Here is a 24182-nt window from a genome sequence, read left to right on the forward strand (position 1 = left end):
GGCTGACGGACATCGGTCCATCAGCCACGCGCCATCGCCTACTCCGCGGCCGCCTGGCCGAACTCGGTCGCCTGCCGCTCGAACAAGCCGCGGTAGATGCCGCCCCGCCGTGCGGCAAGCACCTCATGCGTGCCCTGTTCGACGATCTCGCCGCGATCGAACACCAGGATGCGATCCATGCTGCGCACGGTCGACAGCCGATGTGCGATCACGATCGAGGTGCGACCCTTCATCAGCCGCTCCATCGCCTGCTGGATCAGCGCCTCCGATTCCGAATCGAGGCTCGAGGTCGCCTCGTCCAGGATCAGGATCGGCGCATCCGCCAGGAAGGCGCGCGCCAGCGCCACGCGCTGCCGTTCGCCGCCCGACAGCTTCACGCCGCGCTCGCCCACCAGCGTGCCGTAATCCTTCGGCAGCCGCATGATGAAGTCGTGCGCATTGGCAAGCCGCGCCGCCTGCTCGATCGCCTCCATGCTGGCGCCCGGCCGGCCATAGGCGATGTTCTCCGCCAGCGTGCGGTGAAACAGGATCGGCTCCTGCTGCACGATCGCGATCTGGCTGCGCAGCGATTGCTGCGTCGCCCTGGCGATGTCCTGACCGTCGATCAGGATTTTGCCGCCGGAGACGTCGTAGAGCCGCTGCACCAGCTTGACGAAGGTCGTCTTGCCGGAGCCGGAGCGCCCGACCAGGCCGACGCGCTCGCCGGCATCGATGTCGACCGACAGCCCGTCATAGAGCGGCAAGCGATGGCCGCCATAGTGGAACGTGACGTCGTCGAACACGATGCGGCCGCCCTGGATGTCGATCGTCCTCGCATTGACCACATCGACGATGCCGAGCGGCTCGCCATGGATCTGCACCAGCTCCTCCATGTCGTTCACCGAACGCTGCAGGTTGTTGATGTGCATGCCGACATCCCGCAAGTAAGCGTGGATGATGTAGTAGCTGGTCAGCACATAGGTGACGTCGCCCGGCGTGGCGCGGCCGGCCGCCCACAGCAGGATTGCGCCGCCGATCACCGAAGCACGGAAGCATAGCAGCACCAGGAGCTGCGCCGTCGAGGTGTGGTTGTAGCGGAGCCAGGTCCGCCGCACCCGCCGGCGCCAGCGGCTGATGACGCCGTCCAGCCGCATGTCCTCGCGCGTCTCGGCACCAAACGACTTCACCACCGCGTTGCAGGTCAAGGCGTCAGCCAGCGTGCCGCCGACCTTGGTGTCCCACGCGTTGGAGACGCGCGCGGCGGGCGCGACGTAGCGCACCTGGAACACCATGGTCATCGCGACATAGATCACCGAGCCCACGGCGATCACCGCGCCGAGCGATGGCCAGTGTAGCCCGAGCAGGATCATCGAGCCGAGCAGCACCACGAGCGACGGCAACAGCGCCATCAGGATGGTGTCGTTCAACAGGTCGAGCGCCCACATGCCGCGCGTGATCTTGCGCACCGTGGAGCCCGCGAACGAATTGGCGTGCCAGTCGGTCGAGAAGCGCTGCACCTGCATGAAGGCCTGCTGCCCGACATCGGACATCGTCTTCAGCGTGAACGGCACGATGGTCTGGATACCGACCAGCCGCAGCATCAGCGACAGCGCGCCGAGGCCGACGATGGCGCCGAACGCCAGCATCGCCGCATGGCGCGCGGCGGCATCGGTGGCGCCCGCGGTCAGCGCGTCGACCAGATGGCCGGAAAACACCGGCATGAACAGGTCGGCCGCGGTCGCACCGAGGAAGCCCGCCGTCACGGCGAAGGCGCGCAGCGGCTGCTCCAGCCAGTGGCGGAACACGAATGGCAGGACGATCCGGATCGCGGCCGGTCGCTTGGTCGTCAGAGAGGTCATGGCACATTCCGGCCACGCTTCTGCAGCGCAAGCCGGCTCCACTTAAGGCGACGGGCGGACGGAATCCGGCCGCTTATGTCGCTGGAAATTGTAGATAACGTGTTGGGAAGTTTGGACGATCGGGGATCAGGCCCGATCCGCGCCGGGGGGCTAACGCGAAGGCGCGTCAAGCACCATCGAACGCGGGCGCGCGATCTGCGAAACAAACGACTTCATGCGCATCTCCCGGGTTCGAGTAAGGAATGCGCTGCTTATAAATGCATCATACGCGATTGGCAAGATGACAAGCGCGTGAGTGCGTCAATGTGGCGGCGATGCAACGCTCTGCACGCCAACGGGCGCACACCGCGTGCGAAGCCGATGCGCTCAATGCGCGTCTCCACCGCCTGCGGTCATCGACGGCGGCTTGTTGACGAACAGCACCAGGAGGCTGAGGCCGACATAGAACAGCGACAGCATGAAGAAGGCGTCGCCATAGCTCATCACCTGGGCCTGGCGATGCACGAGCTGCGAGAGCTGCTTCATCGCCATGGTGGCGGCATCACCCATGCCCTGCAGGCGCTGGGTGAAATTGTTGAGGGTCTCGACCGCGGTCGTGTTGCCCCAGGTCACGCGGTCCTGCAGCCGCGAGATGTGCAGATCGGTGCGGTCGTTGAGCACCTCGTTGATCACGGCGAGCCCGACCGCGCCGCCGAGATTGCGCATCAGGTTGAACAGGCCGGAAGCGTTCTTGACGCGGTCCTGCGGCAGCGTGGCGAGTGCGATGTTGTTGGTTGGCACCATCGCGCACATCATGCCGATGCCGCGCAGGATCTGCGGCACCAGCAGCTCGTAGAAATCGTACTCGCGGGTGATCCAGGTCATCTGCCAGGAACCGAGCGCGAAGGTGACGAGGCCGAAGGCGATGATGTAGCGCAGATCGACCTTCTGCATCAGCCGGCCGACCACCGGCGCCATGAAGAACATCGTCATGCCGGAGATGAACATGGTCTCGCCGATCATCAGCGCGCTGTAGCCGCGGATCTCGGCGAGATAGCGCGGATAGACGTAGGTCAGGCCGTAGAGCCCGATGCCGATGCAGAACTGCAGCACGCAGCCGACCGCGAAGTTGCGGTTGGAGAAGGCATAGAGATCGACGATCGGCTCCTCCGCGGTCAGCACCCGCCAGAAGAAGGCGATCGCCGAGACGAAGCAGACCGCGGCGCAGATCGCCACCGAGGCGTCCTGCAGCCATTCATATTGCGGGCCTTCCTCGAGCACATATTCGAGCGAGCCGAGGAAGCCGCCCATGAAGATCAGGCCCCACCAGTCGAACCGATCGAGCAGCGCGAAGTTCGGCTGGTCGAAATCGATCAGCGCCAGCACGCCGATGGTGATGATGACACCCGGCACGATGTTGATGAAGAACAGCCAGTGCCACGACATCAGATCGGTGATGTAGCCGCCGACGGTCGGCCCAACGGTCGGCGCCAAGGTCGCGACCAGCCCGATGATCGGCGCGACGATGTAGAACTTGGAGCGCGGAAAGATCGTGTAGGCCGAGGCGAACACCGTCGGGATCATGCCGGCGCCGAGGAAGCCCTGCAACGCGCGCCACAGGATCATCTGCTCGATCGAGGAGGCGAAGCCGCACAAGAGGCTCGACACCGTGAAGCCGAACGCCGAGATCGCAAACAACAGCCGGGTGCCGAGCGCGCGCGACAGGAAGCCGGACAGCGGGATCGCGATCACCTCGGCGATCAGATAGGCGGTCTGCACCCACGACACTTCGGTCGAAAGACGCCGACAGGCCGGCCTGGATCTCGGTGAGCGAGGCCGAGACGATCTGGATGTCCAGGATCGACATGAACATGCCGAACACCATGATGATGAAGGCGACCACCCGCTTGGGCTGGAGCCGCTCGGACTCCGAGGCGCCGGTCATCATCGAGGGAGAGGCAGTGGTCGCGTCGGCCATGGGCTCATCAGGCTCCGCGCTTCGAACCCGCGGTCCGAAGCTTCAAGGCATCACTGCGGATGGATCATCATCGGCGCGTCGAGGTCGGTATCGGCGTCGGCGTCGGCCGCGCCCTCTCGCGTGTCGACGGTGGTGTAGACCGACATGCCGGCGCGCAGCATGCCCTGCTTCGCGACGCTGTTCGGCACCCGGATGCGGACCGGCAGACGCTGCACGATCTTGGTGAAGTTGCCGGTGGCGTTGTCGGGCGGCAGCAGCGTGAACACCGAGCCCGCGGCCGGCGAGATGCTGTCGACGATGCCGGTGAACTTGCGGAAGCCGTAGGCGTCGACCTTGATCGTCACCCGTTGTCCGGTGCGGATGCGCTTGAGCTGGGTCTCTTTGTAGTTGGCGTCGATGAAGACGCCGTCGAGCGGCACCACATTGCCGAGCCGCTGGCCGACATTGATGTAATCGCCGGTATTGACCAGGCGGTTGGAGAAGGTGCCGTCGACTGGCGCGCGCACCTTCGTGAAATCGAGATCGCGCTCGGCCTTGGCGAGTTGGGTCTGCAACTCGGCGAGTTGGGCGCGGGCCTCGGCCTGCTGCGCCTTGGTGACATCGACGTTGCTCTTTGCGGCGTCGTAGGCAGCCTGCGCCGACCGCACCGCGGCCGCGCCCTGATCACGGCCGGCTTCGGAGACTTCGAAGGTGGCGCGCGAGGCAAAGCCCTTGGTACTCAGCGCCTGCTGGCGATCGAAATCGAGATCGGCGCGCTTCAGGCCGGCTTCGGCGGAGACGAGCTGCGCCTGCGCCTGCTCGACCGAGCTTTCGGCCGCCGCGACCTGGCGACCGATGCGCTCGATCGTCGCCTGCTGGGTCGCGATCCGCGTGCGCGCGGCATCGACCGCGATACGATAGTCGCCGTCATCGATCCGGAAGATCACATCACCTGCACGCACCAGCGCGTTGTCGCCAGGCAGGATCGCCGCGATATGGCCCGCGACGCGCGCGCCGAGCATGGTGTTGTTGGCCCGGACATAGGCGTCGTCGGTCGAGATGTAGAAGCGCCCGACCATCAGGTAGTAAGCGGCATAGCTCGCGGCGGCGAGCGCGAGCAGCCCGAGCACGCCCATCATCACGAATCTGCGCTTGCCGGACTTCGGCGCGGCGGCGGCGGCCGACGCCGCCTTCCCGGGCGCAGCCGCCGGCGGCGCCTCAGCGGGACGCTTGTCGCCGGGACCCTTTTCGCCGGGACTCTTGTCGCCGGGACTCTTGGCTTCGTCGGCCCATTTGGCTTCGTCAGCGCGGCCCTGCTCACCGAGATCGCCGGACGCGTCGCGCGCCATCGCGTCCGCAGCCATCTCAGGCCCGGAACGAACAATGCGTGCAGCCTGATCCCGTGCTGCGGCCATAACCGAGGCTCCCCACCAAAAATCTTGACACGCGCAATGGCCGAAGAAGGGCCGTGCGGCGCATCGTCATGCCCACTAATATCATTGACCGAACGGTTCGGTCAATCTACATTCCCGCCAAGCAGATTATAAGGCTTCGATTCTTCCCGGACTGATTCTGGGTTGAGTTCTTTCGCGAGAAGCTAAATCAATGGTTGCAGCGCCCCCACCCCCCCTCCACCTCGTCGTCGGCGACGAGGAGTCCTCGAAGCGTCGCCAGATCCTGGACGGCGCCCGCAAGGTATTCCTGGAGCTCGGCTTCGACGGCGCCAGCATGGGCGAGATCGCCCGCGCCGCGGGGGTCTCCAAGGGCACCCTGTACGTGTATTTCCCCGACAAGGCCGGGCTGTTCGCGGCGATTGTCGAGGAGGAGAAGCGCGAGCAGGGCAAGGTCGCCTTCAACTTCGATCCGGCACGTCACGTCGACACCACCCTCCCCGAATTCGGCCGTGCCTATGTCGCGGTGCTGTGCCGGCCCGGCGGCGGCTCGGCGATCCGCACCGTGATGGCGATCGCCGAGCGGATGCCCGAGCTCGGCAGCCGGTTCTACACCCATGTGATCGCCCACACCGTCGACCGCTTCGCCGCCTATCTCGAGGCGCGCGCCGCGCTCGGCGAGCTCGTGATCGACGACTATCAGCTCGCGGCCTGGCAGTTCATGCAGATGTGCCAGGCAACGCTGTTCCAGGCATTCATCTTCCAGGCCAATCCGTCGCCCTCGCCGGAGCGGATCGCAACCGTCGTCGACAGCGCGACGCGCGTGTTCTTCGCGGCATACCGGCCGAAGCAGGCGGATTGAACCCCCGCCGTCGCAAGACCGGCGAGTGACGATCCAATACGACTATTTCTTTTGGAAGGACCGCAACTTGGCGCTTGTCGCGCGACGCCACCTCGCGCGACAATTCCCTGCATGAACGGGGATATCGACCCAGATCAAATGTCCAGCGTGATGGCGCGGCTGGGGGAGGCAGTGGTCGACCCGACGGCGTGGACCGACATCATGACGTCGATCTGCGAAGCGGTGGGCGCAACCGGCGCCGTGCTGCTGCAAAGCGACGTGCGGACCCCGGACGTGCCGCGCACCGAGTCGACCGAAGAAATGGTGCAGCTCTACTTCGCACACAACTGGCATGAGCAGGATTCGCGCGCTCCAGGCGTTCCGCGAGCAATGGCCGGCGAAGTGATCACCGATCAGGACTTGTTGACGCCCGAGCAGATCCGGTCGGATCCGATGTACAATGAAGTGTTGTATCCGTTCGGCTTCAAATGGTTCGCCGGCATCGGCTTCTGGGCCGACAGCGCACCGTGGGTGCTGACGTTGCAGCGCACCGGAGAGGAAGGACTTTTCGAGACACGCGAGACGCGGCTGCTGGCTCAGCTAGGGCCGCGCCTGACGGAGACAGCGACGCTGTCGACTGCGGTCGGCCGCATCGCGCTCGCCTCCATGACCGGCATTCTCGACCGGGTGCGGCAGCCGGCCGTCGCACTCGACCGCGCAGGCCTCGTGATCGATCGCAACGAAGCCGCCGATGCCGGCTTCGATGCGGACATCAGGATCAGGGATCGCCGGCTGATCGTGCGCGACAAAGCGGCACAGGCACGGCTTGATCAAGTCATCGATCTGATCCGCGCCGCACCCGAACGCGCGGCGCTGCCGATCGAGCCGATCCTGATCCGCCGTACGCACAAGGGGCCTGTTGTGTTGCGCGTGTTGCCGATCGACGGTGCGGCACGCAACGTCTTCCTCGGCGCGCGGGCGATGCTGGTCTTCGTCAATTTGACGCCACGCGCGATGCCCGAGCCCGGCATGATCGCGCAGGCATTCGGCCTCACGCCGGCAGAAGCGCGGCTGGTGGCGCTGCTCGCGGGCGGCCTCTCGATCGCCGACGCTGCCGAACGGCTCGGGATCGTTCGCGACACGGCACGCAACCAGTTGAAGTCGGCCTTCGCCAAAACCGGCACGCACCGCCAGCCCGAACTGGTCAACCTCGTCCTTCGGATCGCCTGAAAGAGATTCGACTCAATCCACAATGATGGTCACCCGCCCGATTTCGCCCAGCACGGCCGGGCGTTGACCGCCGTACGCGCCGCTCTTGAGCACGGCCGTATACGACCCAGCCGCGCGATAGACGTGCGTCCGTTGAAAGCCGCGGATCGGTGAGATCGTGTCATCGGTCCGGCCATCGCCGAAATCGAGCACGACCACCCCCTCCGGCATCCCCGGCCCCATGCCGGTGAAGGTCACCTCGAGCGGCGCCGCGCCCGAGCTCGGCGAAGCGGCAAGAGCACTTGTCGCGTTCATCTGCGTCGTCGCGGTCATGTCGATCACACCAAGGGTGATTGCGGAGATGGCAAATGCCGGCAAACGCCACGTCATTTCGAATGTCCCGATCAACCACCCGCCGCAAGCAGATTGCGGCGGGTGGTTTTATGAATCAAGCAGCAGGACGACCTCCTCCGGCTCAGACCAGATGGAAATCGCCTGCGTGCGCTTGCAGCTCCGCCGCCTTGATCCCGGCAAAGGTGATCGTATCGCCGAACGCGTCCGTTATGACAGCGCCGGCGGCGGTATCGGCCGTGTGATTGGCCAGCATGTCGTTCACGGTGGCGAAGATCGACTTGTCGAGCTGGACGGCGTCATTGTGCGAATCGAAATCCGTGATCACGTTGGTGCCGAAATGCGGGCGGAACAGGAACGTGTCCGGCCCGTTGTTGCCGGTCAGCGTGTCCCCATCGCCGCCGATCAGGACGTCCGGGCCATTGCCGCCGATCAGGATGTCGTGCCCCGCCGAGCCGTCGAGCACGTCCTGGCCGTTGCCGCCATTCAGCGTGGTATGGCTTCCGGCCTGGTAATCGACGCCGGGATTGAACACGACGATGCTCAGCGTCGACGACGCCGTTGCGCCATGAGGATCGGCAATCGTGTAGGCGAAGGTGTCCTGCGCGACGATCTGCGACGGCAAGCCCCCCTTGTTGGCGACATAGACATAGCTGCCGTCGGCATTCAGCGTCAGCGAGCCGTAGGTGCCGGCTATGGTGTGCCCGACATTGCCGGCCGCCCCGTCGACGGCGCTGACCACCGAGTGACCCTGATCGTGGATGTCAGGATCGGTGTCGTTGGACAGCACACCGTGCGACGCGTCAACCGACAGCGTCGACTTCTTCGCCGTGCCGTTGCTGTCCGCGACCGCGATCGGCGCGTCGTTGGCGCCGTTGACGGTGAGGACGACATCCTGGGTGACGGCCCCGCCGTGCGCATCGTCGATGATGACGGGCACCGTGACGGTGAGGCTCTCGCCGACCGACAGGAAATCGAGATCCTTGTCGACGATGCTGTAGCTCCAGTCGATCTTGCCTGCGTTGGTGTTGCCGGCCTCGGGCGCGATCGTAAACGCCGCCTCGAGCGAGGCGATTTGTGCCGGCGTGAGTTCCGACGTGTAGTCGTGCGTCGCATCCTGCCAGGTCACCGTCTCGCCGGCGGCATCGATCGTCGCAGTCGGCCGGTCGTTGAGATCGGGATCGGTGAAGGCGATCGCGCCGGAGGTCGCATCCGGCGTCGAACTTCCGGTGACGCCGGGCAACTCGCTGATCGTCCCCGTCAGGTTGGAGAGTGCCGGCACCACCGACACGGGATCATTGGTGCCGGTGAAGACGACCGTGATCTGCTGGGTCGAGGTGTCGCTGACGCTCGAGCCGGTGTGGTGGTCGGCCACCGTGACGTCGTAGACCACGGTCAACGTCTCGCCCGTCGCCAGGAAGTCCAGATTCCTGTCCGCCAGGTCGAACTGCCAGTTGAGCGTCCCGCTGGTGCCGTCGACGCCAATCGAATCGGTCAGCGCCGTTGCGAGGGCCGCCTGAGTCGCGAGCGGAACCGTGACGCCGCCGGACCAGGTCGCGGTATCAAACGCCTCACTCGCGGTGTGAGTGTCGCCGGCATTCGCATCGGTGAACGTCAGTGTGCCGAGAAGTTCCTGCAGCGAGGCGGAATTGGTGGTGTTGGCCAATTCGGTCAGCGGATGCGGGGATCCCGGATCGGGCGACAGCACCGGCGGACGGTTCAGCACCTCGGTCTCGTTGAATGTGCCGTCGGCGAACTCGAATTTCTGGATGTTGGTGACGGTGTCGGTGCCGTCAGGTGACCCGCCGCGCTGGTCGGCGATCTGGATCGCGCCGCTGCCGAGCAGGGTCGCGATGTATTGCAGCCGGGTGCCGCTGTAGACCACCGTGTTGGTGCCGCCCCCGCCGTCGATCGTGTCGTTGCCGCCGTTGCCGCGAAGCACGTTGTCGGCGGCGTTGCCGACGATCGTGTCGTTGCCCGAGCCGCCATTGGCGTCCTCGATCAACGATGCGGTCTCGGTCGGGTTGTTCGGATCGATCAACGCATTGGCGATGTTGCCGCGCGCGAAATACTCGGCACCGCCCGCCCCGTCATTGCCGAGATCGGCGCGCTGCGCGTGCGCCGCGCTGGTGTCCAGAATGGTCCAGGCACCGGGATCGAGATCGATGGAGAGGTTGGTCGTGTAATTGGAGAAGTCGTAGGTGTCGGTGCCGCCACCATCCCACAGCGTCATCAGCACGAAATTGCTTTGCGGCGCGCCCTGCCCGACGCCATCGATGAACTCCTCGCCGGTGGTCGCGCTCCAGGTGTAGGTGGTGTTGCCGTTGTGCGCCGTGGCGCCATAGTTCGCGCCGTACATGTACTGCAGCGCGGCGATGTCATCCTGCATGTAGGTGGTCGGATGATCGGGCGCGTTGTCACCATTGGTCGCATTGTCGCCAGGAAACTGGCTGTAGGTCATCACCGAGTATTCGTAGGAATTGTGATCGGCCGGCAGCGCGGGGAACGTCACGCCGTGCCCGTCCTGCGTGACGTGGCCGTGCTTCAATGCCGAGATTATGGCCGGTCTCGTGCATGATGCCGGCCGCATCCTGGAAGCTGCCGAGCACCGGATTGGTGTAGCCGCCGGTGACGAACCATGCGTCGCCTTGCGCGCCCATCGCGGAGAACGGCGCGCTGCCGTTGTAGCCCAGTTCGGGCGGATTGGCCTCCGCGGTGCCGGGCGCGTTGCCGGGGACGTGCAGTCCAGTGTGCAAGGCGACACTGCTGTCGTCGGTGTAATCGATCTTGTCGGCATTGGCGTAGCGCAGCGTCGCGCCGGCGCTCGTCGTCTCCGTGAAGGTGAGATTGGTGAAGCTTGCGATGTTGGTGAGCGCCGTACGTACCGCTGTCTGCTGTGCCGCGGTGAACGCGCTGAAATTGTCGATCTCCTGATAGCCGTATTCAGCGGTGCCGGTGGGGAACGAAAACGTCAGATTCTGCGCGCCGCCCGAACCCCACTCCCATCCCCAGAGAATGCCATCGATATCTGGATTACCGGACAAATTAACAACTTGAGTCATGGGAAAACTCCGTTTTGGGTGAAATGAAAAACGTCCCCAATTCCGTTCAGTTGTCGTACTGAAGCGCGATGCAATCCTTTCTGCTGAGGGTGATTCCGATTTCAAAATTTGCGACGCAAAGGCCGCTGGATCCGGGATTCACGAGTACCGCACCTGAAATCTGCGGCCGCGCGCGAGATTGTTAGGCTTGTGGCAACTACAAGTCAAACGTGTTTCTAACTATGACAAAATCATAAATTGTTAGATGAATTCGTCGAAAATTTTGTGCGTGTCAGGTTACGTTCTGTGGGCAGTCTCATTCTGTGAGGGTAGTGTGATCGTCACAGACAAGGAGGCACGGTCCGTGACTCCAATCACACGGGATCATCGTTGATGAGCGATCTCATCATCCGACATATGCGGCCGGACGAGATCGCGCTCGCGGTGGATTGGGCCGCGGCGGAGGGATGGAATCCCGGTCTCGCCGATGCGCCCTGCTTTGCCGCCGAGGACTCGCAGGGCTTCTTCATCGGCGAGCTGGACGGCCAGCCTGCCGCGGTGATCTCCTGCGTCAATTACGGCGCGCGTTTCTCTTTCCTCGGCTTCTACATCGTGCGTCCGGATCTGCGCGGCCGCGGCTACGGTCTGAAGATATGGAATGCGGCCATCGCGCATGCGCATCCGCGCGTGATCGGGCTCGATGGCGTGGTGGCGCAGCAGGCGAATTACCAAAAGTCCGGCTTCGCGCTCGCTTACGCCAATGTGCGCTACGGCGGCACGGTCGCAGCACCTCCGGCGCCGAACACCGGCATCGTTGCGCTGACCGATCTGCCCATCGCGCTGGTCGAGGCCGATGACGCCACGGTATTTCCCGCACCGCGCCCGGCCTTCCTGCGCGCCTGGATCAACACATCAGGACATGTCGGGCGCGCGCTGATGCGCGACGGCAGGCTGGCCGGCTGGGGTGTGATCCGTCCGTGTCGCACCGGCCGCAAGGTCGGTCCTCTGGTTGCCGACGACCGCGCCGGCGCCGAGACCATCCTCTCGGCATTGCTCGCGAGCGCAGGCGGCGGCGACATCTTCCTCGATGTTCCCGCGGTCAACCGCGACGCCGTGGCGCTGGCGCAAGGCCTCGGACTCTCGCCGGTGTTCGAGACCGCGCGGATGTACACCGGCGCGATCCCGCCATTGCGGATCGATCGCGTGTTCGGCGTCACGACGTTCGAGCTCGGCTAGGAAACCCCGTGCGTTCAAATGACGCACGCTCGCGAACGCGGTTCCTGTGAAGCGGCTCATAACGCGGTTATTCAACGATGGAATACACCTCTGGTTGAGCGAGAGAGCCAGTTCGGCGTACTTCCGCGCGCTGCGCTCGTCCGCAACAGAAGGAGGTGTCGCATGGCGTTCCTGTTTTTCAATTTCCGCAGCATGGGCCTTAGCGAGGCGCTCGCGAATGTCGGCGAGCTCAAGGGCGTCGTCGCCAACACGCTGAAGCAGAACGGCTTCACCGATGTCGTCAATACCCAGTCAGAGGTTGCCGGCAACAAGAACGGCGTCCGCGTGTCCATCCTGCATCTGCACAATGTCGACCGGCAGTTCTGGCAGGTGTTCATGGCCGGCGGCGATACCGCGGCCACCAAGCAGACGCTCGACGACGTCGTGAACAAGGTGGAGCACCTCGCCTTCCTCTAGCAGTCTGCTGAAAAAGCCCTCGCAAAGGGCTGCGGTTGATGATTCAATTATCTATCATGAATCGTCGGGGGCTCGCATGCGGGGCGATTTTGCGGATCAAGGCGGGTTGTTTTCGTACATCTCGCCGGAGGCACGGGTACCTCCGAACCATCCGCTGAGGAAGATCCGAGGGCTCGTCCGCGATGTGCTGGGCGAGATGAACCGTAACTTGGGGAAGCTTTACGCGAGCGAAGGACGGCCCTCGATCCCTCCGGAGCAATTGCTGAGCGCAATGTTGCTGCAGGTGTTCTACGGCATTCGATCGGAACGCCAGTTGAATGGAGCAACTGGACTACAATCTTTTGTACCGCTGGTTCGTAGGACTTTCGCCGGACGCCCCCGTCTGGGACCCGACCACCTTCACCAAGAACCGCGACCGGCTGCAGAACGGCGAGGTGTTTGCGACGTTCATGAACCGGCTTCTGAACCATCCGCAAGTCAAGCCACTATTGTCGGACGAGCATTTCTCGGTGGACGGAACGCTGATCGAAGCCTGGGCATCACAGAAGAGCTTTCGCCCCAAAGACGGCAGCGGTGATGACGACGACGGCGCTAACTTCCACGGCCAGAAGCGCAAGAACGACACCCATGCGAGTACCAGCGACCCCGACAGCCGGCTCTATCGCAAGGCTGCCGGGCGGGAGGCGAAGCTCTGCTATATGGGCCACGCCACCATGGAGAACCGGCATGGGCTGGCGGTAGCCGGCATGGTCACGCACGCCAATGGCACCGCCGAACGCCGAGCCTCGGAGATCATGCTGAAGGCGAGAGGCAAAGTTGCCGGCTGCCGCATCACGGCCGGTGAGGACAAAGCGTACGATACGGTCGATCATGTGGCCAATCTTCGCGCCATCAACGTGACACCGCATGTGACGCAGAACCAGGCCGTCACCAAAACCGGCAAGACCCGCAACAGCGCCATCGACCAACGAACCACGCGGCATCCGGGCTATGGCATGTCGCAATCGCGCCGGGCGATGATCGAGTGCATCTTCGGCTGGGGCAAGCAGCACGGCACCATGCGCAAGACCAAACATCGCGGCATCGCTCGGGTCGCTGCCGACTTCATGCTCAATCTGATCGCCTACAACCTGATCCGCATCCCCAAACTGGTTGCAGCGTAGCCAACTTGGCGTCCAGACCACCAAAGCGCTTCAAACTCTCAAACAAATCATCCCAAAAATGGCACCCGCGACAGAACAAACGCCCAATTCCTTGGATTTTTCAGTAAACTGCTAGAGCCTCCGGTTCTGATTGAATCAGAACTGGAGCTGCGGAGTCGTGCGAAATCCCCGCAAGCAAGCCGCGGGGATTTGCGCCGCTAAAGCGCGATGAGATCAGGTTGAATCGTCATCGCGCTTTAGCTTATTGTCTAAGCATGATCTCTTCGGAAAACCGCTTCGCACTTTTCCGGATCATGCTCTAGTTCGCCGCCGCGTTGACCCGCGGCGCGGCGACGTTGTCCTGCTCCAACTCCTCGGGCAGTCCGGCGAAGTGTCGCAGCGCCTTCGCCATCTTCACGCGGCCGGCGAGGCCGGTGATGATGACGTCGACCATCACGAACGATGAGTGGAAGTGGCCTTGCGCCTTGAGCTGCTCGACCTTGACGCCGGCCTTCGCGAGCGCGTCGCCATAGGCATTGCCCTCGTCGCGCAGCGGATCGAACTCCGCAGTCGCGATGAACGCCGGCGGCAGGCCTTCGAGCTTGCCGCGCAACGGCGCGACGCGCGGATCGGTGCGGTCGGCCGGCGAGCAGTACAGGTCCCAGAACCAGAACATCAGCCCGCGCGTCAGGAAGTAGCCGGCCACGTTGTCAACATAGGACTGCCGGTCGAAGCTCGAGTCGGTGACCGGGCAGATCAAGAGCTGGCCTGCGATCTCGGGCCCGCCGCGATCGCGCGCGAGCTGGCAGGTCACGGCCGCGATGTTGCCGCCGGCGCTCCAGCCTGCGACCAGCACCGGCCCTGCCCTGCCGCCGAGCTCGGCGGTGTGGGCCGCGATCCAGCGCGTCGCGGCATAGCCGTCCTCGGCCGCGGCCGGGAAGCGATGCTCGGGCGCGTGGCGATAGCCGACGCTGACGATGATCATCCCGGTACGCCGGCACAAATCGCGGCAGAACGGATCGTCCGACAGCTCGTCGCCGAGCACCCAGCCGCCGCCGTGGAAATACACCACGATCGGATGCGGCCCCGGCGTCGCCGGACGATACAGCTTGTACGGCAGCGGACCATCGGCGCCCTGCAGCACGCCGGTGCCGACCTCGCCGACTGGACGGCCAGCAGGACGGCCCTTGTTGAACTCGTTGAGGAAGTCGCGGGCGCCCTGCGCGCCCATCGTCTCGATCGGCGGCAGGTTCATCTCACCGAGCATGTTGAGCACCAGCCGCACATCCGGCTGCAAACGCACCACCTCACCGTCATTGCACTGCTCGGCAACGCCGGGACCCGAGAGCTTGAAGCCGAGCATGCCGCGCCCGACCACCTCGTTGCAGATGCTGCGGTACGGACCGACACCGCCGGTATAGGGCATCACGCCCTGCGGCTTGCCGGGCACGTTGGCACCCGTGTACCAGGTGTTGGCGAGCCGGTGCAGCGTCAGCGTCGCGCAATCGGCCATGTGGCGTTCCCAGCCGGCCTGCGCGGTCTCGGTTGCTTCCATCGTGGTGAAGCCGGCGTCGCGCAACGCGGCGATGCGGTCGACCACCCAGTCGACATGCTGCTCGATCGACACCGCCATGTTCGACAGCACCGACGGGCTGCCGGGACCGGTGATCATGAACAGATTGGGGAAGCCCGCGACGGTGACGCCGAGATAGGTCTGCGGTCCATGCGCCCAGACATCCGACAGCGACTTGCCGCCGCGGCCGGAGATCGGATGCACCGCCATGATCGCGCCGGTCATCGCATCGAAGCCGGTGGCGAACACGATGACGTCGACATCGAAGCTGCGCTTGTCGGTCGAGATGCCGCCGGCGGTGATCGCCTTGATCGGCTCCTGCCGCAGGTTGACCAGCGTCACGTTCGGACGGTTGTAGGTCGCGTAGTAATTGGTATCGAGGCAGGGACGCTTGGCGCCGAACGGATGATCGTGCGGGGTGAGCGCCGCGGCCGTCTCCGGATCCTTGACCACGGCACCGATCTTCTCGCGGATCAGATCGCCGACCAGCCGGTTGCCGTCGACATCGACCGCTTGGTCGGCCCAGAGCTGGGTCAGGATGTGGACGAGGTCGCCCGCCGCCCACGCCTTCTCGAACCGCTCGCGGCGTTCGGCGTCGCTCAATTGCCAGCTCACCACGGTCTGCTGCGGATACGGCACCCCGGCCATCGACCAGCGCGCCTGGTCACGATAGGCCGCGCGGTCGGTCTCGAAGAAGGTCTTGCGATCTTCCGGTGCCGGACCGTTGCCCGCGGGCAGTGCGAAGTTCGGCGTGCGCTGGAATACGGTGAGTTGCGCGGCCTGTTCGGCGATCAGCGGGATCGACTGAATGCCCGACGATCCGGTGCCAATCACGGCGACGCGCTTGCCCTTCAGGTCGACACCCTGGTGCGGCCAGCGGCCGGTGAAATAGATCTCGCCTTTAAAATCCTTGACGCCGTCGATCTCCGGCGGCTTCGGCGACGACAGGCAGCCGGTCGCCATGATGTAGTAGCGGCACGAGACATTGGCGCCGTTGTTGGTCGCAATCTGCCAGCGCGCAGTCGCGTCGTCCCAGGTCGCCTGCGTGACCTTGGTGCCGAACCTGATGTCGCGGCGCAGATCGTAGCGGTCGGCGACGAAGCCGAGATAGCGCAGGATTTCCGGCTGGGTTGCGTACTTCTCCGACCAGGTCCACGCCTGATCGAGCTCGGGATCGAATGTATAGCTGTAATCGATGGTCTGGATGTCGCAGCGCGCGCCGGGATACCGGTTCCAATACCAGGTGCCGCCGACGTCCGCGCCCTCTTCGAGCGCAACAACCGAGAAGCCCGCCTTGCGCAACCGATGTAGCAGATAGAGACCGGCGAAACCGGCGCCGACGACCGCGACATCGACCTGTTGCGTGGTTCCGCTGTGCGTGGAGTCCGAAGCGCGTGCTGCAACTGCTGCGTCTGGCATGCCATTCCTCCCGTATGTTTTGATTTGACGGAAGGCTAGCCCTGCGCTTTCAATTTGTCATCACGGCAAACGCAATCTGAGGTCGCCGCAATTGTGACGCGCGCAGCCTGGAATGTGACGCGCAGCGCGTAGACGCAACTGTCCAGGCGTGGACTCATAAACGCGCAGTCACAGCCGCAACGAGGCGAGCGACCCGCAACAAAACCGCAAGATCGGTCGGGCGCGTCATGTGCGCGTGCGCTTAGCTGGTGCTGCCACGGAGGACCGAACGATGAAGGCGGCGCTGCAAGACTACCATGCCCGGATGCAGCGGGTGCTGGATCATATAGACCGGCATCTGGACGACGATCTGGACCTGGACGCGCTGAGCGGCGTCGCTGCCTACTCGAAGTATCATTTCCACCGGCAGTTCACGGCGACCTTCGGGCTGTCCGTGCATCGCTATATCCAGCTCGCCCGCATGAAGCGCGCTTCATACTCGCTGGCGTACAGCGATGCCCAAAGTGTCACGGATATCGCGATGGATGCCGGCTACGATGCACCGGATGCCTTCGCCCGCGCCTTTCGGCAACGGTTCGGGCAATCGCCATCGTCGTTCCGGAAATCTCCCGACTGGGAGCCGTGGCTCGCCGCCTTCGGGCCTCTCGACAACGCGAGGAGCAAGTTCATGCAGAAGACTTTCACCACTGACGACGTGACGATCCGCGATGTGCCCCCTACGCCGGTGGCGATCATGGAGCATCGGGGTGACCCGGCGACGCTCGATGCGACCATCCGGCGGTTCATCGCGTGGCGCAAGGCCACTGGCCTGCCCCCCAGAACAAGCCCGACCTTCAATGTCTGGCGTTCCGAGCGGCAGCCTGCGTCGCCTGCCGATTATAGCGTGGACCTTTGTGTCGGGACCGACCGGCCGGTCGAGGCGAACGGCGAGCAGATCAAGGCCGGCGAGATTCCTGGCGGACGCTGTGCGGTGCTGCGCGTCGTTGGCAACACCGACAATCTGGAGCCCGCCGCGCTCTTCCTTTATCGCGACTGGCTTCCGGCCAGCGGCGAGGAAACACGCGATTTCCCGATCTATGGCCAGCGGCTGAGCTTCTTCCCGGAGGTGTCGCAGCATGAGGCGGTCGTGGACCTGTTCCTGCCGCTGAAATAGCGCTCGGCGCCTGTCCGTTCCGATCGCAGGAAACGGACAGGCCGCGATCCATCCAATCCCGGTCTTTATGGATTCACGGTCTAGATCGACCGCATCAAGCCACCATCGACGCGGATGTTCTGGCCGGTGATGTAGCCCGCGCCGTCGGAAACGAGGAACGCGATCGTCGCTGCGATCTCCTCCGCCTTGCCGTAACGCTTCATCGGCACGCTGTCGCGGCGCGCGTCGGTTGCCGGCAGGCTGTCGATCCAGCCCGGCAGCACATTGTTCATGCGGACATTGTCGGCGGCGTAGCTGTCGGTGAACAATTTCGTGAACGCGGCGAGCCCGGCGCGGAACACCGCAGAGGTCGGAAACATCGCGCTCGGCTCGAAGGCCCAGGCGGTGGAGATGTTGACGATCGCGCCCGACTTCTGCGCCTGCATGTGAGGTGCGACCAGACGTGTCGGGCGGATCACGTTCATCAGGTAGACGTCGAGGCCGGTGTGCCACTGCTCATCGGTCAGTTCCAGCACGCCCGCGCGCGGCCCGTGGCCGGCGCTGTTGACCAGCGCATCGATGCGGCCCCAGCGCGCCATCACGCCGTCGACGGCGCGCTTCAGATCATCGTTCGAACGGTTCGAGCCGGTGAAGCCGATGCCGCCGAGCTCGGCGGCCAGCGCCTCGCCCTTGCCCGACGACGACAGGATCGCAACGCGAAATCCATCCGCGGCAAGCCGCCGCGCCGCCGCCGCTCCCATGCCGCTGCCGCCTGCGGTGACGAGTGCGACCTTCTCCAAAGCCATGACCTGGTATCCCTGTTGGTGACGAAGCTGGCGCAAGGTCTATCATCAGGGATCGCGCGGCGCGACACCCGGGGCGGCGCTCAGGACGAGGTCGCGGCAAGCGCGATCAAGACGACAAAGACGCCAAGTGGCACCAGGTGCGAAAATCACGGTGGCGCAGAACGGTGAAAACCGCGGCCGCAATGATGATCGCCCCAAGCACGAGGCCAGGAACCCGACTGACGGGAAGTCCAATCAGAACAGCGCTGATCATCTCCAGTCCGCCGGTCAAAATGCCCCACCAGCGCGGGTAGCCCCACCGAGCGAAATCGCTTTGCGTCGCGGACGTGCTGATCGCGTTGAAGAGGCCTGCGCCAAAGAAACCGGCCACGAGCAGCCAGATCGAAAGAGCATGCATCATCTCAGGGCACGCCAATGATCAGGGGCATCGCCGCCAGGACCATGATGACCGCCGTGAGACCGTGAATGCCGAAGGCGCTTTTGGTTGAGCCTTTCGCTGCAAGAATGAGCGACATGTCCCCGATGGGGATGATGGCTTCAACCAGCAGGATGATGCCGACCTCGCGCGGCGCCCCGAACACCATGAACGCCAATACGGCCAATCCCGCGGCAATGTCGCGCACCCCCTTGAGGCGAAGCCACCAAGCGATGTTGGTGCCATTTTCAGGAAGCGGCAGGCCGAAACTGCGTGTCGCGGTTGTCGGACTCACGACATAGCCGGTGCCGATCGCGATAATTCCCAGGGCCAGGAGCAACCCCGTTCCGAGCGCAAACCAATGCATCATATTATCCCATCCTAGCCTACGAACAATATCTAGCATTGCTAGATAAATAGCATTGCTAGAATTTCAAGCAGCGGTATGATATTGGTATATTTGGACCTTCAAGGTCCGGGAGATCGAGGATTGGGTACCACGGAGCGAAAAGGCAGGGACCGGGCTGCGCGCGAGCATCGCATTGTCGCGGCAGCGCGGGCGATCGCAGAGCGCGAAGGATGGGATGCCGTTACGGTCCGCCGACTCGCCGATGAGATCGAATATAGCCAGCCCGTCCTCTACTCACATTTCAAGAACCGGGATGCGATTGTTGCGGCAGTTGCAGTCGAGGGCTTCAAGGAACTCGCGATCGCGCTTCGCCAAGCAGCGAGCGGATCGACAGGACGAAACGCCCTCAAGAATGTCGCCCTGGCCTATCTCGCTTTTGCGCTGGATCGTCCCGCGCTCTACGACGCCATGTTTGTCCTGCCAACGGATTTGCGGTTCGCCGAAGCTGGCACCAGACCCGAACTGCGGGCTGCTTTCGAAGCACTCGCGGCGGTCGTCGCGCCGTTTTGCGTCGAGGTAGCTGATGTGACCGAGACTTTTTGGGCAGCCCTTCATGGGTTCGCTGCACTCGAGCGCTCAGGCCGAATCAGGCCCAGCGCGCGCAACGAACGCATCGCGCTTGTTGTCCGGGCGATCGTCGCTTCCGGAAACAGCTCGCGTGCTCGCGGCTGAGACCGTTCAGTTCAACGACTGCTCCGGCGCATCGAAACTGGCCGCCCGCTGATGAGCCTGCGCGCTGGTCTGCCGCGCGGTGTCGCACTACTTCCGGAACACCTGCTTCGAACCGGCGTCGAACCTGGCCACCGGCCGGTCCATCTGCCACAGTTCGATATCATGGCGGTCGACAAGACGGCTGGCTGATGTGACGGCCGCATCGTCATCGCTGCAATCCATATTGACCACGCCGATGGATCGGCTGTGCGGTCCGACGATATAGGCCCGATAGGTGGTCATCTTTGCCTCCATGGAGCTCTGCTGGCGAGCTTGCTCGCCGGGAAAATGAACCGGAGGACGTATGAATTCGAGGAGGAATCCCGCGGCATGATGTAAAGAAGGAATAAGTGCCGCCAGGTCACGGGCCATCGCTCGGCGCGACACCCGGCCCGCTTTGCGGCACCGGATCAATTGGGGCATGGTGACCAGCGCGTCTTCATCTCCTGCCCTCCATCACATGCTGACCACATGACACTCCTGTTCCGACACCTCGTCATCGCGGCCGTGCTGTTGTTCGCCGGTCCCGCGCTCGCACAGTCCTACTCCATCATCGTCGCCTCGACGACATCGACCGAGCAGTCCGGCCTGTTCGGCTATCTGCTGCCGCGCTTCTCGCAGGCCGCGGGCATCAATGTGAAAGTGGTCGCGGTCGGCACCGGACAGGCGCTCGACATTGGACGGCGCGGCGATGCCGACGTCGTGTTCGTGCACGATCGCGCGGCCGAAGAGAAGTTCCTGGCCGAGGGCTTTGCGACCAGGCGATACGATGTGATGTACAATGATTTCGTCATCGTCGGCCCCAAGGCCGATCCGGCGCGGATCGCCGGCGACAAGGATGTGGCGGATGCCCTGCGCAAGATCGCCGCGACCAAGTCGACCTTCATCTCGCGCGGCGACCACTCCGGGACGCATGAGGCCGAGTTGCGGCTCTGGAAAGAGGCCGGCATCGATCCCGCTTCCGCAAAAGGCCAGTGGTATCGCGAGATCGGCCAGGGCATGGGTCCGGCGCTCAATATGGCCGCGGCGTCGAATGCTTATGTGCTGTCCGATCGCGGCACCTGGCTGTCGTTCAAAAATCGCGGCGAGCTCGCAGTGCTGACCGAAGGCGACAGGCGACTGTTCAATCAGTATGGCGTGATGCTGGTCAATCCGGCGAAGCATCCGACCGTAAAAGCCGCAGACGGACAGGCCTTCATCGACTGGCTGGTTTCGCAGGCCGGGCAATCTGTCATCGCCGGCTACAAAATCGGCGGCGAGCAGCTATTTTTCCCCAACGCCGCGCACTAGCAGAAACGCGATCGTGCTGACGCTGACGCTCAGCGCAAGCAGGATCACACCAAGGCCGAGACCGAGCGCCAGCTCGCCCTTGCTGGTCTCGAGCGCGATCGCGGTCGTCATGGTTCGCGTATAGCCGCTGATGTTGCCGCCGACGATGATGATGGCGCCGACCTCCGCGATGGCGCGGCCGAAGGCGGCAAGGAACGCGGTGAGCAGCGAGGTGCGACCCAGCGAGAAAACCACCGCAAGGCTGCGCAGGCGCGACAGGCCGTCGGTGCGGATCAGGTCGGCATACTCCGCCCACAGCAGCGCGACCGGACGATGCACCAGCGCGACCACGATCGGCGTCGCCAGGATGACCTGCGCCACGACCATCGCCGTCGGCGTGAACAACAGGCCGGCGAAGCCCAGCGGTCCCGATCGCGACAGCAGGAGATAAAGCCCGAGGCCGACCACGACCGGCGGCAGGCCGAGACAGGCGTTGGCGAGCACGATCACCACCTGCCGTCCACGAAATCGGGATATCGCAAGCCAGCCGCCGGTCGGCGCTCCGATCAGAAGCGCGAGCAGGCTCGCCAACAGGCTGATGCGCAGTGACAGCGCGACGATCCCAAGCAGGACCGGATCGCGGCTCGCGATCAGTGAAGCTGCCGCCGCGATCGACTGTGCGAAGTCATTCATGCCGGCCTAGCAGCCACGTTTTGCCCCGCGCAACGCGCGCATTGCTAATTTTGCGAGGGGCGATCTATCGCTCAGGCCGGCGCGCCGTTCTTGAGCAGCTTCGCCACGGCGGCAACCAGCTCATCGGGCGAGAACGGCTTGTTCAGCAGCACGCTGTCCGGCACACCTCGGGTCGGCCACTCGTCGCCGCCGCCGCCGGTGATGTAGAGCACAGGGAATGACGGATCGATCTCGCGGGCGCCGCGTGCCACACGCCAGCCGTCGAGCCGGCCAAGCAGGCGGATGTCGGTGACCAGCGCGCTGTATTTGGTTCGGAACGCCTTCAGCAGCGTCAGGGCTTCCTCACCCGAGCCTGCGATCGCCGGCTCATAGCCGCCGTCCCTCAGGGCGTCCTCTACCATCATCTGAAGATCACGATCGTCTTCGATGACGAGAATGATCGGCACGTCTTGCAAAGCTATCCCCCAAGGAATCAGCCGGGTGCGCCCGGTTCAGCGAGCATATGCAGCAAATAGTGGCTACCGTTTGCACGGCACCCCCAGTAAAAATACGGGTATCAGACGCGTCCCTATTCGTCGGCGAATTCGTCTTCTTCGTTGACCCCCGCCTTACCCCGCGGAGTCGGCTTTCTGCCGCCAAGCGATCCTGTGACATAAGGTTCGCGCGCTGCATAGGGGCTACGGCCGCCGGCGTGCGCCGCGACCTCTTCGCCGGAGACGGCAGCGGGCTGGCAGATCAGGCGCCGGCTGGCCCGGCGCATCAGATCCACATGGATGTGGTCATAGTGATAGACGTTGGAACCCGGCGCCAGCACCGTGGTGAATTGCTGGCAGGCAGCAGCCTGGACATCGCGCAGGAAGCCCTGCTCCTCCGGCAGACCCTTCCAGCCATCCTTCACCGAGATGCGTCGGCCGTCAGAGAGCGTGAAGGCCGCGATATCGAGCGCATTGCCGAAGGCGTGCTCGGAAATATGTGCGTGCGAATTGCCGTTCATGCCGCGGCACGAATAGGCCGAGATCTGCTTGATCTCGACGACGCGCGCGCCGAACCAGCGCTGCGCCGCCGGCTGCACGGAATCGGCGAGCCAGCGCTCCAGCACCGAGACGATCGGGCACGCCAGCGTTGCGGCAGGCTTCACCGCGACCGGGCCGACCGTCATCACCGGATTGCCGTTCGACGGGCCAAGCCGTGGCGGCGCCGCGCCGGATGGCTGCTGGGAATATGGCGCGGGTGAATAAGGCGCGGCCGCGCCCTCGCGCTGCGGATTACGGGGCAGACCCGGATAATAAGGTCGCTCGCCGCTGGCATCGGGCGAGCCGTCCGGCGGCAGGTCGATCTCACCCTGCTGCGGCGGGACCCCGGGCGCCGACAGCGACACCGGTCCGTTCGGCTGGCTGCCATAGTTCGGCTGCCCGACGGCCTGTTCGGAATACGGCGCCTGCGCGGGCGGCGGGCCTGGCTGACGATTGATCGGCCAACGCGGCTGGTTGCCGACCGACGCCGGCGGACGCAGGCTGTCGTCGGCAAATCCGTAAGCCGAACTGGCTTCGCCGAGCGCGGCGACCTTGAGCGGAAACTCGGCGCCGCAGACGCCGGGGCCGGAAATCGGATCGATGCGGACGAGGTCCGGGCCTTCCTTGACCGCGCCTGATTTCAGGCAAGCGGCCTCGGCCTCGGCCCGCCACGGTTCGCGCTCGGCAGTCTGAAACAGACCGCGGCCGCAACCAGCAAGCGACACAAGGACAAGGGAGCCGACGAGATACAAACGAACTCCACGCGTCATGGCGCGGAGGTTCTGCGAATTTGATTAAAGACTCTTCAACACATTTCGACTGTTTGATTTCAGGTGTCTTTAACCATGCGGCGGAACCCGGTAGGGCAATTCGCGCGACCGCATCGATCTCGTTGGGTCATCAACTGTGGCGAATGCTTCGCATCACGTCGCAGCAGAGCGAGGCCACCGCATTGTTGTGATCGAGAAGAAGGCATTGAGGTTCAACATCCTGCGGCGTCGTCATTCACCTTTCGATTGTGTTTCAAAGCACCACAATCTTTCTGAGACCTGACAGACGGTATCCGGGACCGGCAGCCTGACCGCAACCCGCAATGCCGCGGAATTTATTTGCGGGTGCTTCAACGTCTTGATTCGCCGCCTGTTTGAGCCACGCATCGCAATGCGGCATCACAGGGGAACACCGAGCTTGGCAGCAAGGCTGACTTTTTCGGCCAGGAACCTCTTGCTAGCTTTTGCGTTAATGCGGGCAGCGTTGTGAGCCAAGGGAGCTTCCCAATGGATTTCGCGAGTCCTCTGCTG

Annotated in this window: 19 protein-coding genes and 3 pseudogenes; 8 read left to right on the forward strand and 14 right to left on the reverse strand. The window is 64.1% G+C overall.

The window, feature by feature from the left end; translation table 11 throughout:
* Window positions 1-38: 38 nt before the first annotated feature.
* The 3 genes and pseudogenes from ACVWW1_RS17515 to ACVWW1_RS17525 all read right to left on the reverse strand — a co-directional run bounded on the left by ACVWW1_RS17515 (window position 39) and on the right by ACVWW1_RS17525 (window position 5138).
* On the reverse strand, window positions 39-1838 hold the full coding sequence (locus tag ACVWW1_RS17515) for an ABC transporter ATP-binding protein (RefSeq protein ID WP_456656821.1): 1800 nt from the start codon (window positions 1836-1838) through the stop codon (window positions 39-41).
* A gap of 366 nt (window positions 1839-2204) precedes the next feature.
* Window positions 2205-3795: pseudogene (locus ACVWW1_RS17520) on the reverse strand (DHA2 family efflux MFS transporter permease subunit).
* Between the two features lie 50 nt (window positions 3796-3845).
* A complete protein-coding gene (locus tag ACVWW1_RS17525) occupies window positions 3846-5138 on the reverse strand; it encodes an HlyD family secretion protein (RefSeq protein WP_456656822.1) in 1293 nt (430 codons plus the stop codon).
* 241 nt (window positions 5139-5379) lie between these two features.
* Between ACVWW1_RS17525 and ACVWW1_RS17530 the strand changes: the two genes are divergently transcribed.
* Both ACVWW1_RS17530 and ACVWW1_RS17535 read left to right on the forward strand, forming a co-directional pair.
* Entirely contained in the window at window positions 5380-6027 is a 648-nt protein-coding gene (locus tag ACVWW1_RS17530) for a TetR/AcrR family transcriptional regulator (RefSeq protein WP_456656823.1), read from the forward strand.
* Between the two features lie 138 nt (window positions 6028-6165).
* Window positions 6166-7236, forward strand: coding sequence for a helix-turn-helix transcriptional regulator (locus ACVWW1_RS17535; RefSeq protein WP_456656824.1), 1071 nt, complete (start codon window positions 6166-6168; stop codon window positions 7234-7236).
* Window positions 7237-7248: 12 nt separating this feature from the next.
* On the opposite strand, the gene ACVWW1_RS17540 is transcribed toward ACVWW1_RS17535, so the two are convergent.
* From ACVWW1_RS17540 to ACVWW1_RS17550, 3 genes are all read right to left on the reverse strand, one after another.
* Entirely contained in the window at window positions 7249-7605 is a 357-nt protein-coding gene (locus tag ACVWW1_RS17540) for a hypothetical protein (RefSeq protein ID WP_456656825.1), read from the reverse strand.
* Window positions 7606-7690: 85 nt separating this feature from the next.
* Window positions 7691-10078, reverse strand: a complete 2388-nt coding sequence (locus ACVWW1_RS17545) for an Ig-like domain-containing protein (protein WP_456656826.1) — start codon at window positions 10076-10078, stop codon at window positions 7691-7693.
* Entirely contained in the window at window positions 9984-10628 is a 645-nt protein-coding gene (locus ACVWW1_RS17550; protein WP_456656827.1) for a hypothetical protein, read from the reverse strand. The genes ACVWW1_RS17545 and ACVWW1_RS17550 overlap by 95 nt, the downstream gene beginning before the upstream one ends.
* 372 nt (window positions 10629-11000) lie before the next feature.
* Here ACVWW1_RS17550 and ACVWW1_RS17555 point away from each other — a divergent pair, with 372 nt between their 5' ends.
* The 3 genes and pseudogenes from ACVWW1_RS17555 to ACVWW1_RS17565 all read left to right on the forward strand — a co-directional run bounded on the left by ACVWW1_RS17555 (window position 11001) and on the right by ACVWW1_RS17565 (window position 13462).
* Window positions 11001-11843: a GNAT family N-acetyltransferase gene (locus ACVWW1_RS17555; protein WP_456656828.1), complete on the forward strand. Its 843-nt coding sequence runs from the start codon at window positions 11001-11003 to the stop codon at window positions 11841-11843.
* Between the two features lie 162 nt (window positions 11844-12005).
* Window positions 12006-12299 carry a hypothetical protein gene (locus ACVWW1_RS17560; RefSeq protein ID WP_092115942.1) on the forward strand — a complete coding sequence of 98 codons (294 nt, stop codon included), beginning with the start codon at window positions 12006-12008 and terminating at the stop codon, window positions 12297-12299.
* 76 nt (window positions 12300-12375) lie between these two features.
* Window positions 12376-13462: pseudogene (locus tag ACVWW1_RS17565) on the forward strand (IS5 family transposase).
* Between the two features lie 298 nt (window positions 13463-13760).
* On the opposite strand, the gene ACVWW1_RS17570 reads toward ACVWW1_RS17565, so the two are convergent.
* A complete protein-coding gene (locus ACVWW1_RS17570) occupies window positions 13761-16433 on the reverse strand; it encodes a flavin-containing monooxygenase (RefSeq protein ID WP_456656829.1) in 2673 nt (890 codons plus the stop codon).
* 271 nt (window positions 16434-16704) lie between these two features.
* Between ACVWW1_RS17570 and ACVWW1_RS17575 the strand changes: the two genes are divergently transcribed.
* Complete coding sequence (locus tag ACVWW1_RS17575; protein WP_456656830.1) at window positions 16705-17586, forward strand: AraC family transcriptional regulator; 882 nt, start codon at window positions 16705-16707, stop codon at window positions 17584-17586.
* An 80-nt stretch (window positions 17587-17666) separates the two neighbouring features.
* Here ACVWW1_RS17575 and ACVWW1_RS17580 read toward each other — a convergent pair whose 3' ends face one another.
* The 3 genes and pseudogenes from ACVWW1_RS17580 to ACVWW1_RS17590 form a co-directional block, all read right to left on the reverse strand.
* The gene (locus ACVWW1_RS17580; protein WP_456656831.1) at window positions 17667-18371 is read right to left on the reverse strand and encodes an SDR family oxidoreductase; all 705 of its coding nucleotides are present in this window, start codon (window positions 18369-18371) and stop codon (window positions 17667-17669) included.
* An 80-nt stretch (window positions 18372-18451) separates the two neighbouring features.
* Window positions 18452-18771, reverse strand: a pseudogene (locus ACVWW1_RS17585) (DoxX family protein).
* A 1-nt stretch (window position 18772) separates the two neighbouring features.
* A complete protein-coding gene (locus ACVWW1_RS17590) occupies window positions 18773-19153 on the reverse strand; it encodes a DUF4267 domain-containing protein (protein ID WP_456660604.1) in 381 nt (126 codons plus the stop codon).
* Window positions 19154-19276: 123 nt separating this feature from the next.
* Between ACVWW1_RS17590 and ACVWW1_RS17595 the strand changes: the two genes are divergently transcribed.
* On the forward strand, window positions 19277-19867 hold the full coding sequence (locus tag ACVWW1_RS17595; protein WP_456656832.1) for a TetR/AcrR family transcriptional regulator: 591 nt from the start codon (window positions 19277-19279) through the stop codon (window positions 19865-19867).
* 87 nt (window positions 19868-19954) lie between these two features.
* Here ACVWW1_RS17595 and ACVWW1_RS17600 read toward each other — a convergent pair whose 3' ends face one another.
* Window positions 19955-20329 carry a hypothetical protein gene (locus tag ACVWW1_RS17600; RefSeq protein WP_456656833.1) on the reverse strand — a complete coding sequence of 125 codons (375 nt, stop codon included), beginning with the start codon at window positions 20327-20329 and terminating at the stop codon, window positions 19955-19957.
* A 48-nt stretch (window positions 20330-20377) separates the two neighbouring features.
* Here ACVWW1_RS17600 and ACVWW1_RS17605 point away from each other — a divergent pair, with 48 nt between their 5' ends.
* Complete coding sequence (locus tag ACVWW1_RS17605) at window positions 20378-21196, forward strand: extracellular solute-binding protein (RefSeq protein ID WP_456656834.1); 819 nt, start codon at window positions 20378-20380, stop codon at window positions 21194-21196.
* Here the strand turns inward: ACVWW1_RS17605 and ACVWW1_RS17610 are convergent.
* The 3 genes from ACVWW1_RS17610 to ACVWW1_RS17620 all read right to left on the reverse strand — a co-directional run bounded on the left by ACVWW1_RS17610 (window position 21170) and on the right by ACVWW1_RS17620 (window position 23651).
* Window positions 21170-21868, reverse strand: coding sequence for an ABC transporter permease (locus ACVWW1_RS17610; protein WP_456656835.1), 699 nt, complete (start codon window positions 21866-21868; stop codon window positions 21170-21172). The genes ACVWW1_RS17605 and ACVWW1_RS17610 overlap by 27 nt on opposite strands.
* 71 nt (window positions 21869-21939) lie before the next feature.
* Window positions 21940-22323: a response regulator gene (locus ACVWW1_RS17615; protein ID WP_092115949.1), complete on the reverse strand. Its 384-nt coding sequence runs from the start codon at window positions 22321-22323 to the stop codon at window positions 21940-21942.
* Window positions 22324-22436: 113 nt separating this feature from the next.
* Complete coding sequence (locus ACVWW1_RS17620; RefSeq protein WP_456656836.1) at window positions 22437-23651, reverse strand: extensin-like domain-containing protein; 1215 nt, start codon at window positions 23649-23651, stop codon at window positions 22437-22439.
* Window positions 23652-24182 lie beyond the last annotated feature (531 nt).

This window comes from Bradyrhizobium sp. JR3.5, assembly GCF_054057015.1.